Raw genomic sequence first — 14,156 nt, 5'->3', positions numbered from 1 at the left:
AAATTTGACAGCGATAGTATTTCTTCTTTATACTTATTATAAACTTATCATTTAATAATGATTATAAAGAGAGGTGCATAGCGATGACGGAAGTACATTTAAGAGACGCTTTGGATACATTGAAATCAACCGGTGTACGTATAACGCCTCAACGCCATGCGATTCTGGAATTTATTATTCAATCTATGTCACATCCCACTGCGGACGATATATATAAAGCGCTTGAAAGTAAATTTCCCAGCATGAGCGTTGCTACTGTCTATAACAACTTACGTGTGTTTAGAGAAGCGGGCTTAGTAAAGGAATTAACATATGGCGATAATTCAAGTCGTTTTGATTTCATCACAAATGACCACTACCATATGATTTGTAATTCTTGCGGTAAAATAGTTGACTTCCATTATCCAGGATTAGATGAAGTAGAGCATCTTGCCTCTCATTTGACCGGTTTTGATGTTAGTTCTCACCGAATGGAGATTTACGGTTCGTGTCCTACATGTAAGGAACAAGCAACTAAAGTCCAATAAAAAACCGAGCGTATATTCGCTCGGTTTTTATTTTGTCTAAATTTTAAAGCGGCCAATAAGTTGTTCTAAATCCACTGCTTTTTCTGTTAAGTCCTGCGCCACTGTGTTGATTTCCTGCATGGTTGCTGTCTGTTCCTCTACAGCAGCAGAGATCATTTCGGTCTGGGAGGATGCTTCTATCGTATGGCTGGCAATTTCAGCTACTGATGCTGCAACTTCTTCAGCACTTGCTGAGATTTGCTCAGATGTAGCTGAAATATCTTCTATCTGGTAGGTAACTTGCTCAATGGAGCTAGCAATTGATAGGAAGGAAGTATTGGCCTCGTTAATTACTTCCACACCTTCTTCAGCATTTTGAAGTCCGACCAAAACGGATTTTTCCACATTTTTTGTATCCTTATGAATTTCTATAATTAAGGATACTATTTGGCTAGCAGACTGTTTAGATTCCTCAGCAAGTTTCCTTACTTCATCGGCAACTACTGCAAATCCTTTTCCATGTTCTCCTGCTCGAGCAGCTTCAATAGCAGCGTTTAAGGCAAGTAAGTTTGTTTGCTCAGAGATAGCTGTAATAACTTTTGTGATATTCTCAATTTCAAGGGATTGCTCACTTAATTTTTTAATAAGCTGATTCGTTTCATTAGATGAATCATAAATCAGTTGCATTTGTTCTTTGGCTGTTTTTAATATTTCTTCACCCTTACTAGCAAACTCAATTGTGTTTGATGCATTGCTATGTAAAATTTGGGTAGATTCAGCAATACGTTGCACTCCGGCAGCAGTCTCATCCATAGCAGTCGCACTTTCTTTGGCAGATCTTGCAGAGCTTTGTGCACCTTCGGCAGTCATTTCCACACGATTTGCCACATCCGTAGACGCAATGGTCACTTCCTCTGTGCTAGCAGAAAGCTCCTCAGATACACTCGATAAATGATTGGCATTTTCATGTAAGCTAATGATTAGATCTTTCAGGTTAGATTTCATTTTATTAAAGGATTTAGCTAGAACACCTATTTCATCCTTTGCTTGGCTATTAATATCAGGTGCTGTTAAGTCACCATTCGCTATAATCTCAGTTGCCCTTGCTACTTTCACAAGAGGAATAGTAATGGATTTTTTTATAAAAATAGAAATTCCAGAAGCGACCATAATACTAATAGCAAGTATCGCCAGACTAAAAATAATTGTATTTTTGACTACCTGTTTAGTCTCATCTGTAATTACCTTTAATTGACCTTCTTGATATTCATTTATTTTGAGTGCTGTGGCTAAAACACCTTCATTTGCTATTTGAGCGTCATTATTTACTATTTGTAACGCACTGTCTTTGTTTCCCTTGTTTAATGCGTCCATAGCTTCTGTAGCAGCAGTGTTAAACGCGTCGTTATGTTTATGGATATCACTCAAATAGCCCTTCATTGTGTCTGATGAAGCCAAATTTTCTAAATTTAGAATTGCCTCATTCAACAAATCTTGATGCATAACTAAGGAGTCCTTTGCCTTATCTGTATTATTTAAAATCATAGCTCTTATGTAAAGTCCTTGCATACCAAGCTCTGTTTGAATATCGTCCGTTAAGAGCTGTTGTTGTACACGATTATCTAATGCATAATCAAATTTTTCTTCAATAGATAGTAATTGTAGGAATGTTACCCCTAAAGTGATAAGTAATAAAAAGAAAATAGATAAAAAGGAAAAGTTCAGTTTTTTTCTAATAGACATATTGGTACCCTCCATTTCTTTCATCTTAAGTCTAAAGTAGTATTAATTATCCGTCAACTACAAATATTTTGATTAATTTTATTCTTAAAAATAAAACAATACAATAAAATGAAAAATAATTGATACGTATAGGTAATTAAACACGGGAATAGTACAAGGTCGATGACTGCCTAAACAAATGTAGATATTAGTTTTCAAAGCCACCTAGACTTTTTTATTTCACCTAAACAGGAAAGGTACGCAGAGTAAATGGGAACATTATTTTGAGTTACAATACATAGTAAGAAATCGTCGATATCCATTCCAATTGATTAGTGTTGGCTAATTTAAAAAGTGAGGAGTTTCTATATCTTCTAAGAAAGAGAGGTGCTGGTTATCATGATGATACTAATAATGCGATGGTTGCAATATGGAGAGTATAGAAAGAAGACTTCGTTTCATTTCACTCTATATGAGTATACTATGTTAATATAAAAAAGCACTTTGCTTAAAAGCAAAGTGCAGGGATTATTTCTTTCTATTGTAGCTAATATCAAATTCTTCACCTTCAAGAGTAGGATCCAATGTAAGTGGTTCTTTGCAATACATACACATATCTACTCGTCCTAAAACTTTCGTGTGTTTTCCACAGTTGGGGCATACTACTTGAACAGCTTTAGTAGATAATAAACCTATCCATCCATATACAGCTGTACTTCCAATAATAGAAAGTAACCCAAGTGTCATAAATATTGTTACTAAGATAGCGTTCTCTCTAAAGAAGATAGCCCCGTACATGATAATAAAGCCAAAGAATATTAAACCAAGAGCAAAGGAACGAATTCGATTTATTTTATTTTTATAGGGTTTCATTTTTTAGCCTCCTAATTATACCTACACTATAACATATTTTTTTATAAAGGAATGTTATTAAAGTTTAAAGAGGAAATATCAAATTATTGTCGAAGAATAATACATAAGTTAATAAAGGAGGCTTTCGCATTGGAAGCGTTGTTAAGACCTATCTATCAAGAAAGAGCCAGTGATTCAAATACATTAGGCATAATATTAATAGAAAAAATAGAAGAAGTCAGTCCTATTACTGATACCTTTGATTCCATATTGTTCATTATAACTAAAGATTCTCCTATTCCGGTTTTTACTAAGCATTATACGTATAACGACAAAAAGGCAGCATTGCATATTATTACGGAAAAACAAATTAGAAAATGGTTTATAGTAGGAGCCAATCCTAAGTTAGTGGGCTGGATGATCAATGGGAGAGTAATATTTGATCGAAATGAATATGTAGAAAACCTTAAAAAGGAATTACAGGATTTCCCGGTAAACGGCCGAAATGTAAGAATGGGAATAGAATTTGCAAAGCTTAGTAGAAGCTATATGCAAGCTAAAGTATTTTTTGAGCAATTAAATTATCTAGATGCTTATAATCATATTGTAAACTCACTGCATCATCTAGCTAGATTAGCTATTATTGAAAAGGGGATGCACCCGGAGGTTATGGTGTGGAAGCAAGTAAAGCAATTAGATCCTTCTATATATAAATTGTACGATGAGTTAGTGTCGAGTGGAGAAACATTAGAGAAAAGATTAGAACTTTTATTTTTAGCGAGTGACTTCTTAATTCATTCAAGAACAAAGGATGGGGCACGGCATATAATCGAAGTACTTTCTTCTAAAGAGTATTGGACGATACAAGAGATTCATGAACAAGAGGAATTAAAAAACTATTCCGTTGACCTTGAAGTATTTATAGAATTCTTGGTCGATAAAGGATTAATTCTAATAGAAAAACAACCTACTAAAAGCAGCCATATACTGCATAGATACTACAAAGTTAAAGAGTAAAAAAAGGTCAACAAAAAACGAAATAAAAAAATGTTCGTTTTTTGTTGACATATACATTAAATATGCGGTATTATAATAAGCGTCGTCAAAAACGAATTAAAAAACAGCAGAAAATTAATAAAAAAAGTTTTTTAAAAAACTTCTTGACTAGCCAGTTGAATGGTGATAAATTAGAGAAGTCGCAAAAAACGACATCGCAAAAATGAACATTGAAAACTGAACATGCAAAACGTTAAGACATACAGCATCAAACAACTTTGGTTGTATTGACGCAAAACATTTTTGACATCATTTAATGATGATGCCAGCAAAACAAAATGAGCTTTTAAACTAGTTCTATTTTTTCTGGCTGACGAGACGTAGTGCAGTGCTAGGAAGCAAGTGAGCGAGGGAAGGAGCGTACTAACGTACGTGACTGACCGAGTAAGCGAAGCTGACAACGCAATGCGCTGTGTATCGCCAGCCAGCTATTATGGAGAGTTTGATCCTGGCTCAGGACGAACGCTGGCGGCGTGCCTAATACATGCAAGTCGAGCGAATGATGAAGAAGCTTGCTTCTTCTGATTTAGCGGCGGACGGGTGAGTAACACGTGGGCAACCTGCCCTGTAGATTGGGATAACTCCGGGAAACCGGGGCTAATACCGAATAATCCATTTCCTCACATGAGGAGATGTTAAAAGACGGTCTCGGCTGTCACTACAGGATGGGCCCGCGGCGCATTAGCTAGTTGGTGAGGTAACGGCTCACCAAGGCGACGATGCGTAGCCGACCTGAGAGGGTGATCGGCCACACTGGGACTGAGACACGGCCCAGACTCCTACGGGAGGCAGCAGTAGGGAATCTTCCACAATGGACGAAAGTCTGATGGAGCAACGCCGCGTGAGTGAAGAAGGTTTTCGGATCGTAAAACTCTGTTGTGAGGGAAGAACAAGTACGAGAGTAACTGCTCGTACCTTGACGGTACCTCATTAGAAAGCCACGGCTAACTACGTGCCAGCAGCCGCGGTAATACGTAGGTGGCAAGCGTTGTCCGGAATTATTGGGCGTAAAGCGCGCGCAGGCGGTCCTTTAAGTCTGATGTGAAAGCCCACGGCTCAACCGTGGAGGGTCATTGGAAACTGGGGGACTTGAGTGCAGAAGAGGAAAGCGGAATTCCAAGTGTAGCGGTGAAATGCGTAGAGATTTGGAGGAACACCAGTGGCGAAGGCGGCTTTCTGGTCTGTAACTGACGCTGAGGCGCGAAAGCGTGGGGAGCAAACAGGATTAGATACCCTGGTAGTCCACGCCGTAAACGATGAGTGCTAAGTGTTAGGGGGTTTCCGCCCCTTAGTGCTGCAGCTAACGCATTAAGCACTCCGCCTGGGGAGTACGGTCGCAAGACTGAAACTCAAAGGAATTGACGGGGGCCCGCACAAGCGGTGGAGCATGTGGTTTAATTCGAAGCAACGCGAAGAACCTTACCAGGTCTTGACATCCCGCTGACCGGCCTAGAGATAGGCTTTTCCCTTCGGGGACAGCGGTGACAGGTGGTGCATGGTTGTCGTCAGCTCGTGTCGTGAGATGTTGGGTTAAGTCCCGCAACGAGCGCAACCCTTGATCTTAGTTGCCAGCATTCAGTTGGGCACTCTAAGGTGACTGCCGGTGATAAACCGGAGGAAGGTGGGGATGACGTCAAATCATCATGCCCCTTATGACCTGGGCTACACACGTGCTACAATGGACGGTACAGAGGGTCGCAACCCCGCGAGGGTGAGCTAATCCCATAAAACCGTTCTCAGTTCGGATTGTAGGCTGCAACTCGCCTACATGAAGCCGGAATCGCTAGTAATCGTGGATCAGCATGCCACGGTGAATACGTTCCCGGGCCTTGTACACACCGCCCGTCACACCACGAGAGTTTGTAACACCCGAAGTCGGTGGGGTAACCCTTTTGGGAGCCAGCCGCCGAAGGTGGGACAGATGATTGGGGTGAAGTCGTAACAAGGTAGCCGTATCGGAAGGTGCGGCTGGATCACCTCCTTTCTAAGGATATATTCGGAATACAGATCTTTATCTGTATCTTAACGTTTTGCAGTTCAGTTTTGAATGTTCATGTATATTAACATTTAATAGATATGGAAATTCAAAGAGGGCCTATAGCTCAGCTGGTTAGAGCGCACGCCTGATAAGCGTGAGGTCGATGGTTCGAGTCCATTTAGGCCCACCATACCTTTTTAATTTCGGGGCCTTAGCTCAGCTGGGAGAGCGCCTGCCTTGCACGCAGGAGGTCAGCGGTTCGATCCCGCTAGGCTCCACCATTAAAAATATAATTGTTCTTTGAAAACTGGATAAAACGACATCAAAAAAAGAAACAAACGCAAGATATTCAAATTGTGATCACTTACGTGATTGCAAGTGTAGTACTTTTAACTTTTAGGTTAAGTTAATAAGGGCGCACGGTGGATGCCTTGGCACTAGGAGTCGACGAAGGACGGCACTAACACCGATATGCTTCGGGGAGCTGTAAGTGAGCTTCGATCCGGAGATTTCCGAATGGGGAAACCCACTGCCCGTAATGGGGCAGTACATTTGCGTGAATACATAGCGCATCTGAGACACACCCAGGGAACTGAAACATCTAAGTACCTGGAGGAAGAGAAAGAAAATTCGATTCCCTGAGTAGCGGCGAGCGAAACGGGAAGAGCCCAAACCAAGAGGCTTGCCTCTTGGGGTTGTAGGACACTCTATACGGAGTTACAAAAGAATGAGTTAGATGAAGCGACCTGGAAAGGTCCGCAGGATAGGGTAAAAGCCCCGTAGTCCAAAATTCATTCCCTCCAGAGTGTATCCTGAGTACGGCGGAACACGTGAAATTCCGTCGGAATCCGGGAGGACCATCTCCCAAGGCTAAATACTACCTAGTGACCGATAGTGAACCAGTACCGTGAGGGAAAGGTGAAAAGCACCCCGGAAGGGGAGTGAAATAGACCCTGAAACCGTGTGCCTACAAATAGTCAAAGCCCGTTAACGGGTGATGGCGTGCCTTTTGTAGAATGAACCGGCGAGTTACGATTACATGCGAGGTTAAGTTGAGAAGACGGAGCCGCAGCGAAAGCGAGTCTGAATAGGGCGAATGAGTATGTGGTCGTAGACCCGAAACCAGGTGATCTACCCATGTCCAGGATGAAGGTAAGGTAACACTTACTGGAGGTCCGAACCCACGCACGTTGAAAAGTGCGGGGATGAGGTGTGGGTAGCGGAGAAATTCCAATCGAACCTGGAGATAGCTGGTTCTCTCCGAAATAGCTTTAGGGCTAGCCTCAAACGTTAGAATCTTGGAGGTAGAGCACTGTTTGGACTAGGGGCCCATCCCGGGTTACCGAATTCAGACAAACTCCGAATGCCAATGATTTATGTTTGGGAGTCAGACTGCGAGTGATAAGATCCGTAGTCAAGAGGGAAACAGCCCAGACCACCAGCTAAGGTCCCAAAGTATTTGTTAAGTGGAAAAGGATGTGGCGTTGCTTAGACAACCAGGATGTTGGCTTAGAAGCAGCCATCATTTAAAGAGTGCGTAATAGCTCACTGGTCGAGTGACGCTGCGCCGAAAATGTATCGGGGCTAAACAAATCACCGAAGCTGTGGATTGATACCTTTGGTATCAGTGGTAGGAGAGCGTTCTAAGGGCGTTGAAGTCAGACCGGAAGGACTGGTGGAGCGCTTAGAAGTGAGAATGCCGGTATGAGTAGCGAAAGATGGGTGAGAATCCCATCCACCGTATGACTAAGGTTTCCTGAGGAAGGCTCGTCCGCTCAGGGTTAGTCGGGACCTAAGTCGAGGCCGATAGGCGTAGACGATGGACAACAGGTTGATATTCCTGTACCACCACCCCACCGTTTGAGTGATGGGGGGACGCAGTAGGATAGGGTAAGCGTGCTGTTGGTTATGCACGTCCAAGCAGTGAGGTGTGAGTGTAGGCAAATCCGCACTCTGTAACATTGAGCTGTGATGGCGAGGACTTAGTCCGAAGTTCCTGATTTCACACTGCCAAGAAAAGCCTCTAACGAGGTGGGAGGTGCCCGTACCGCAAACCGACACAGGTAGTCGAGGAGAGAATCCTAAGGTGAGCGAGAGAACTCTCGTTAAGGAACTCGGCAAAATGACCCCGTAACTTCGGGAGAAGGGGTGCTCTTTTGGGTGTATAGCCTAGAAGAGCCGCAGTGAATAGGCCCAGGCGACTGTTTAGCAAAAACACAGGTCTCTGCAAAACCGTAAGGTGAAGTATAGGGGCTGACGCCTGCCCGGTGCTGGAAGGTTAAGAGGAGTGCTTAGCGCAAGCGAAGGTGCGAATTGAAGCCCCAGTAAACGGCGGCCGTAACTATAACGGTCCTAAGGTAGCGAAATTCCTTGTCGGGTAAGTTCCGACCCGCACGAAAGGCGTAACGATCTGGGCACTGTCTCAACGAGAGACTCGGTGAAATTATAGTACCTGTGAAGATGCAGGTTACCCGCGACAGGACGGAAAGACCCCGTGGAGCTTTACTGTAGCTTGATATTGAATTTTGGTGCAACTTGTACAGGATAGGTAGGAGCCTTAGAGCCCGGAGCGCCAGCTTCGGAGGAGGCGTCGGTGGGATACTACCCTGGTTGTATTGAAATTCTAACCCATACCCGTAACCCGGGTAGGAGACAGTGTCAGGCGGGCAGTTTGACTGGGGCGGTCGCCTCCTAAAGTGTAACGGAGGCGCCCAAAGGTTCCCTCAGAATGGTTGGAAATCATTCGAAGAGTGTAAAGGCAGAAGGGAGCTTGACTGCGAGACCTACAAGTCGAGCAGGGTCGAAAGACGGGCTTAGTGATCCGGTGGTTCCGCATGGAAGGGCCATCGCTCAACGGATAAAAGCTACCCCGGGGATAACAGGCTTATCTCCCCCAAGAGTCCACATCGACGGGGAGGTTTGGCACCTCGATGTCGGCTCATCGCATCCTGGGGCTGTAGTCGGTCCCAAGGGTTGGGCTGTTCGCCCATTAAAGCGGTACGCGAGCTGGGTTCAGAACGTCGTGAGACAGTTCGGTCCCTATCCGTCGTGGGCGTAGGAAATTTGAGAGGAGCTGTCCTTAGTACGAGAGGACCGGGATGGACACACCGCTGGTGTACCAGTTGTTCTGCCAAGGGCATCGCTGGGTAGCTATGTGTGGACGGGATAAGTGCTGAAAGCATCTAAGCACGAAGCCCCCCTCAAGATGAGATTTCCCATTACGCAAGTAAGTAAGATCCCTCAAAGACGATGAGGTAGATAGGTTCGGGGTGGAAGCGTGGCGACACGTGCAGCTGACGAATACTAATCGATCGAGGACTTAACCAAATTGTTTGTTTCTAAGATGTCAGTTTATTCAGTTTTGAAAGAATAAATTTTTATTAAAATAACACTTGTAATAATCTACAGACTTGTTATAATAGAAAATGTCTTTCAGTAATTATTCAAGTCTAGTGATGATGGCGAAGAGGTCACACCCGTTCCCATACCGAACACGGAAGTTAAGCTCTTCAGCGCCGATGGTAGTTGGGGGTCTCCCCCTGCAAGAGTAGGACGTCGCTAGGCGATATCATTCCGAAGTAGCTCAGTGGTAGAGCAATCGGCTGTTAACCGATCGGTCGTAGGTTCGAGTCCTACCTTCGGAGCCATTTCTAGGAGAGCTGTCCGAGTGGCCGAAGGAGCACGATTGGAAATCGTGTAGACGGGTAACACTGTCTCAAGGGTTCAAATCCCTTGCTCTCCGCCAGATAGATTTCTTCTTTACATAATATAATGGCCCCTTGGTCAAGCGGTTAAGACACCGCCCTTTCACGGCGGTAACACGGGTTCGAATCCCGTAGGGGTCACCATTTAAATTAAAACCAGCATTATGGAGGATTAGCTCAGCTGGGAGAGCATCTGCCTTACAAGCAGAGGGTCGGCGGTTCGAGCCCGTCATCCTCCACCATTATAAATTTTCAACATATATTATTGTCGCGGGGTGGAGCAAATCGTTTCACGAAGAAAGCGATTAACGTCGACGCAAGCGTAGCGTGGAAGACGTAAAATTCACTAATTGCGTAGTTGATTTAAATTTCAACACTTTCTTATTGTCGCGGGGTGGAGCAGTTCGGTAGCTCGTCGGGCTCATAACCCGAAGGTCACAGGTTCAAATCCTGTCCCCGCAACCAAATGGTCCCGTGGTGTAGCGGTTAACATGCCTGCCTGTCACGCAGGAGATCGCCGGTTCGATCCCGGTCGGGACCGCCATTTATCTTTAAAATACATATGTGGCTCAGTAGCTCAGTCGGTAGAGCAAAGGACTGAAAATCCTTGTGTCGGCGGTTCGATTCCGTCCTGAGCCACCATTATGCCGGAATAGCTCAATTGGTAGAGCAACTGACTTGTAATCAGTAGGTTGGGGGTTCAAGTCCTCTTTCCGGCACCACTCACCAGTGGAGGGGTAGCGAAGTGGCTAAACGCGGCGGACTGTAAATCCGCTCCTTAGGGTTCGGCGGTTCGAATCCGTCCCCCTCCACCAGTTTTTAATAGGGGCATAGTTTAACGGTAGAATAGAGGTCTCCAAAACCTTTGATGTGGGTTCGATTCCTACTGCCCCTGCCAAATAATAAGTTAACTTTGAATAATGGCGGTTGTGGCGAAGTGGTTAACGCACCGGATTGTGATTCCGGCATTCGTGGGTTCAATTCCCATCAGTCGCCCCATATTCCTTTTAGTTAGCTCTTTTTTTTATTCTGTGGCGGTCGTGGCGAAGTGGTTAACGCACCGGATTGTGATTCCGGCATTCGTGGGTTCAATTCCCATCGGTCGCCCCATTGGGGTATAGCCAAGCGGTAAGGCAACGGATTTTGATTCCGTCATGCCCTGGTTCGAATCCAGGTACCCCAGTTTTTTGCGGAAGTAGTTCAGTGGTAGAACACCACCTTGCCAAGGTGGGGGTCGCGAGTTCGAACCTCGTCTTCCGCTCCAAATTAAGGCGGCATAGCCAAGTGGTAAGGCACAGGTCTGCAACACCTTTATCACCGGTTCAAATCCGGTTGCCGCCTCCAATTTTTAAAAAGTATTTACTGCCTTCATTATGCCGGTGTGGCGGAATTGGCAGACGCGCGGGACTCAAAATCCCGTATCTTCGGATGTGTCGGTTCGACCCCGACCACCGGTATCTATTATGAAATATCACATCCAATTTGATATTTTGACTAAAGCTTATGAATGCTGTTACCGCAGCTTTTGTAAGCTTTTTTTATATTCTCATTCATGATTATTTTTTAATAGTTTCCATTGATTTTAATTTTTTTACTTATGTTTTACACAGACGTCATAAGCTTTCTCATCTTCTATCCTCAGTTCTTTTATTTCATTAGAATAATCCCTTGAGAGTCATTTCAATGTCTTTATGTCCTATACGATCACTTACTTACTAAATTAATACTTTATTATACATATGTACACTAGCATGCAAATGTCTTAATCCATGAATTGAGAATATATCTCTATTCCGTTTCCTATATTAATTAATTTGTATATATTTTATATTCGATTGACAAGATAGTCATATCGACATTAATTATATTCATTATCGAGGAATTCATACAACTAAAACTGAATGAACTAGAGAGACGATAGGAGAGGGATAGATGCATGTTTTCCACGATACTAATGGGATTGACGATTTTATTTATGGTAACAAACTTATACTATTTCTTTTCAGGTCGTAAGTATAAGAAAAGTTATTTTCAGTCAACTTTATTCCAAAAACTATTTTTTACTATGCTTGGCATTACCTTTGGATTTGCTGTTCTTTATTATTTATTGTCCATGGAAGGGGATGTAGTAAGAGTTAGCACTGAAGAGGGGAAAGATGGAGGAGAGAATTTTTTGGATTATCTCTATTTCAGTGGAGTCACCATATTATCAGTAGGTTATGGGGACTTGGTACCTGTCGGAAAGGCGCGATTCTTTGCACTTATACAAGCAGCCATCGGTCTTTTGTTGCCAACCGCATTTTTTATCAGAGCTTTGGGTGAAAAGGAAGATAGCCCGGGGAAAGCACAAAAAACGAAAAAGAAGGTGAGCAAAGCAATGGCGGTGATGGAGAAAAAGATAGTTGAAGCAGATGAACAATTTTGATTCTTATAAAGATAAATCAACCGGTGAAGGTGTTTTCTTTTTATGTTTGATATATATAAATGGATGTCGATGAATATTCTTACATACTTTCTGACTAAACATGAGTTTTTAACAATAAACAAGCATGTATTCATTTGTAAATCACCATACTAAAGCTACGAATGGAAGATAGGTGACTACAGTGAAGAAAACAATACTCATCATATTAGCTTTATTGCTTGTTATATGCGGAGGCCTTGTATTGAGTATTTCTATGTCTCCGACAAAAAAGCTTAATGAAGTAAAGATAGCAGCCTCCAAAAAGCCGGTGGTTCTTATTGTTGTCGATTCATTAATGACTGAGCCGCTACAAGAGGCACTGAAAGAGGGGAAGGCACCTGCTTTCTCATTTTTAACAAAGAACGGTGATTTTTATCCAGAGTTTATTAGCTCTTATCCAACTATGTCAGTTACGATTGATAGCACCTTGTTGACGGGAACATATGCAGACCGACATAAACTACCAGGATTGATATGGTTTAAAAAGGATGAGAATCGTATGATTAGCTATGGGAGTGGTATAAGGGAAATGTGGGATAACGGGATAAAGCATGTGGCAGCGGATAGTGTTATTCACCTGAATGAATCGCATCTAAGTAAAGATGTTTTTACGATTCACGAAGAACTTGCGAACGCCAAAATGCAATCTGCTTCCATCAATGGTCTCTTATATAGGGGAAGCATTCCCCAAAAATTAAATGTCCCTAAGCTTCTTTCTTTTGCAGATTTATTGCCAAAAGAACTAGAGGTGAATGGTCCAATGATTTTGTCGCTCGGTGCCTTATCTCAATATAATCCAGAGAACGACAAATATAAATACAGCTGGAAACGAATGGGTGTTAATAATGATTTTACCGTAAATGAGATGACGTACTTAATTGAACAAAAGAAGCTTCCTCCGTTTACGCTCGCTTATCTTCCGGATGCTGATGCTTCCATACACAAAAACGGTCCTACTGATAGTACAGCGATTGAAAAGGCTGATCAAGCGATCCAGGAAATGTTCGGTAGTTTTAGATCTTGGGAAGAGGCCATTCAAGAGGTAACCTGGATTGTCCTTGGTGATAGTGGACAATCATCAGTCAAGGAAAAGAAGGAAATGGGTTTAATCGATTTAAATGACTTGTTGAAGGGTTACACATTCTGGGAACGTGGAAAAGAAAATGTGCAGTTGGCAATCGCAATCAATGAACGAATGGCCTATATTTATTTGCAGGATGAACAGATTCCTTTTACTGAGGTAGTAGATATTCTCAAAAAGGATGAGCGAATTGGTTTTATTGCATGGAGTGATCAGCAAACGAATCATGTCGTGAGCGCAAGTGATAAAGAATTCACCTTTTCACCAAACGGACCTTATATTGATGAATATAAGCAGTCGTGGCAGTTGGATGGGGATATGTCTATTTTAGATATAAAACCGGATGAGCATGGAACTATACTCTATCACACGTATCCTGATGCGTTAGCAAGGCTACACGGAGCGCTTCACTCGCAAGAAGGCAAAGTTATTATAGTAGATGCAAAGCCATCTTACGAATTTATTGAAAAACATAGTCACGATCATGCAGGTGGAGGAGCGCATGGGTCACTCCACCGGGTAGATTCTGTTGTTCCCTTGGTGATTGTTGGTGAGACAGAAAGACCCCCTTCTAATCGTCTTGTGGATGTAAAGGAATGGGTTATAGAATTGTTGGGTGGCTCTTAAGTATGGAGCCACTTTTTTTCTGATGCTTCTTTTAAATACAAATTCTTCAGTAGTAGTCATTCAACCTTAATATGAGTATAAATATGAAATAACATAATTAGGAAGTTTTATTTTTCTAAAATAGGGAATAACATATCTAGACGCGATAAACATGAAAGTGAGGAAT

At 42.8% G+C, this 14,156-nt stretch carries 6 protein-coding genes, 18 tRNA genes and 3 rRNA genes; 25 read left to right on the top strand and 2 right to left on the bottom strand.

Features of this window, described 5'->3' with window-relative positions; all coding sequences use genetic code 11:
• Positions 1-83: 83 nt before the first annotated feature.
• Positions 84-527 (top strand): peroxide-responsive transcriptional repressor PerR, encoded by a 444-nt coding sequence (gene perR, locus MKY94_RS16370; protein WP_151112951.1) that lies wholly within the window; start codon positions 84-86, stop codon positions 525-527.
• Positions 528-563: 36 nt separating this feature from the next.
• Here the strand turns inward: perR and MKY94_RS16365 are convergent, their stop codons facing one another.
• Both MKY94_RS16365 and MKY94_RS16360 read right to left on the bottom strand, forming a co-directional pair.
• Positions 564-2,249 carry a methyl-accepting chemotaxis protein gene (locus tag MKY94_RS16365; RefSeq protein ID WP_342577404.1) on the bottom strand — a complete coding sequence of 562 codons (1,686 nt, stop codon included), beginning with the start codon at positions 2,247-2,249 and terminating at the stop codon, positions 564-566.
• Positions 2,250-2,756: 507 nt separating this feature from the next.
• Positions 2,757-3,101 (bottom strand): YgzB family protein, encoded by a 345-nt coding sequence (locus tag MKY94_RS16360; RefSeq protein WP_144541464.1) that lies wholly within the window; start codon positions 3,099-3,101, stop codon positions 2,757-2,759.
• A 129-nt stretch (positions 3,102-3,230) separates the two neighbouring features.
• Between MKY94_RS16360 and MKY94_RS16355 the strand changes: the two genes are divergently transcribed.
• The 24 genes from MKY94_RS16355 (at position 3,231) to MKY94_RS16240 (ending at position 13,990) form a co-directional block, all read left to right on the top strand.
• Complete coding sequence (locus tag MKY94_RS16355) at positions 3,231-4,097, top strand: nucleotidyltransferase-like protein (protein WP_144541466.1); 867 nt, start codon at positions 3,231-3,233, stop codon at positions 4,095-4,097.
• Between the two features lie 469 nt (positions 4,098-4,566).
• Positions 4,567-6,120: ribosomal RNA gene (locus MKY94_RS16350) — 16S ribosomal RNA — on the top strand.
• Positions 6,121-6,227: 107 nt separating this feature from the next.
• Positions 6,228-6,304 (top strand) — tRNA-Ile (locus MKY94_RS16345).
• A gap of 15 nt (positions 6,305-6,319) precedes the next feature.
• Positions 6,320-6,395, top strand: a tRNA-Ala gene (locus MKY94_RS16340).
• A 118-nt stretch (positions 6,396-6,513) separates the two neighbouring features.
• Positions 6,514-9,441 (top strand): 23S ribosomal RNA (locus MKY94_RS16335).
• Between the two features lie 121 nt (positions 9,442-9,562).
• Positions 9,563-9,678, top strand: a 5S ribosomal RNA gene (rrf, locus tag MKY94_RS16330).
• Together the 16S, 23S and 5S rRNA genes with 18 tRNA genes alongside form the textbook arrangement of a ribosomal RNA operon.
• Before the next feature lie 8 nt (positions 9,679-9,686).
• Positions 9,687-9,761: transfer RNA gene (locus tag MKY94_RS16325), tRNA-Asn, on the top strand.
• A 6-nt stretch (positions 9,762-9,767) separates the two neighbouring features.
• Positions 9,768-9,859 (top strand) — tRNA-Ser (locus tag MKY94_RS16320).
• 28 nt (positions 9,860-9,887) lie between these two features.
• Positions 9,888-9,962 (top strand) — tRNA-Glu (locus MKY94_RS16315).
• A gap of 22 nt (positions 9,963-9,984) precedes the next feature.
• Positions 9,985-10,060: transfer RNA gene (locus MKY94_RS16310), tRNA-Val, on the top strand.
• Between the two features lie 146 nt (positions 10,061-10,206).
• Positions 10,207-10,283, top strand: a tRNA-Met gene (locus MKY94_RS16305).
• 3 nt (positions 10,284-10,286) lie between these two features.
• Positions 10,287-10,362 (top strand) — tRNA-Asp (locus MKY94_RS16300).
• A 22-nt stretch (positions 10,363-10,384) separates the two neighbouring features.
• Positions 10,385-10,460 (top strand) — tRNA-Phe (locus tag MKY94_RS16295).
• A 4-nt stretch (positions 10,461-10,464) separates the two neighbouring features.
• Positions 10,465-10,540, top strand: a tRNA-Thr gene (locus MKY94_RS16290).
• Positions 10,541-10,549: 9 nt separating this feature from the next.
• Positions 10,550-10,633, top strand: a tRNA-Tyr gene (locus tag MKY94_RS16285).
• A gap of 9 nt (positions 10,634-10,642) precedes the next feature.
• A tRNA-Trp gene (locus MKY94_RS16280) sits at positions 10,643-10,716 on the top strand.
• 25 nt (positions 10,717-10,741) lie between these two features.
• Positions 10,742-10,817, top strand: a tRNA-His gene (locus MKY94_RS16275).
• A 35-nt stretch (positions 10,818-10,852) separates the two neighbouring features.
• Positions 10,853-10,928: transfer RNA gene (locus MKY94_RS16270), tRNA-His, on the top strand.
• A gap of 1 nt (position 10,929) precedes the next feature.
• A tRNA-Gln gene (locus tag MKY94_RS16265) sits at positions 10,930-11,001 on the top strand.
• 6 nt (positions 11,002-11,007) lie between these two features.
• Positions 11,008-11,082, top strand: a tRNA-Gly gene (locus tag MKY94_RS16260).
• A gap of 6 nt (positions 11,083-11,088) precedes the next feature.
• Positions 11,089-11,162 (top strand) — tRNA-Cys (locus MKY94_RS16255).
• 31 nt (positions 11,163-11,193) lie between these two features.
• Positions 11,194-11,275 (top strand) — tRNA-Leu (locus tag MKY94_RS16250).
• Between the two features lie 503 nt (positions 11,276-11,778).
• Positions 11,779-12,243: a potassium channel family protein gene (locus tag MKY94_RS16245; RefSeq protein ID WP_342577403.1), complete on the top strand. Its 465-nt coding sequence runs from the start codon at positions 11,779-11,781 to the stop codon at positions 12,241-12,243.
• A 181-nt stretch (positions 12,244-12,424) separates the two neighbouring features.
• Positions 12,425-13,990 (top strand): alkaline phosphatase family protein, encoded by a 1,566-nt coding sequence (locus MKY94_RS16240; protein ID WP_342577402.1) that lies wholly within the window; start codon positions 12,425-12,427, stop codon positions 13,988-13,990.
• The last annotated feature ends 166 nt before the right edge of the window (positions 13,991-14,156 follow it).

Source organism: Psychrobacillus sp. FSL K6-2843, assembly GCF_038626375.1.
In the GTDB taxonomy this organism is placed as follows: domain Bacteria; phylum Bacillota; class Bacilli; order Bacillales_A; family Planococcaceae; genus Psychrobacillus; species Psychrobacillus faecigallinarum.
Note: the sequence above shows the minus strand (reverse complement) of the source record. Positions and strands in the feature narration are given on the sequence as shown.

Bases quoted from the DNA above. Each gene is read 5' to 3' on its own strand.
- perR (WP_151112951.1), top strand. From the start codon at position 84: ATGACGGAAGTACATTTAAGAGACGCTTTGGATACATTGAAATCAACC.
- MKY94_RS16365 (WP_342577404.1), bottom strand. From the start codon at position 2,249: ATGTCTATTAGAAAAAAACTGAACTTTTCCTTTTTATCTATTTTCTTT.
- MKY94_RS16360 (WP_144541464.1), bottom strand. From the start codon at position 3,101: ATGAAACCCTATAAAAATAAAATAAATCGAATTCGTTCCTTTGCTCTT.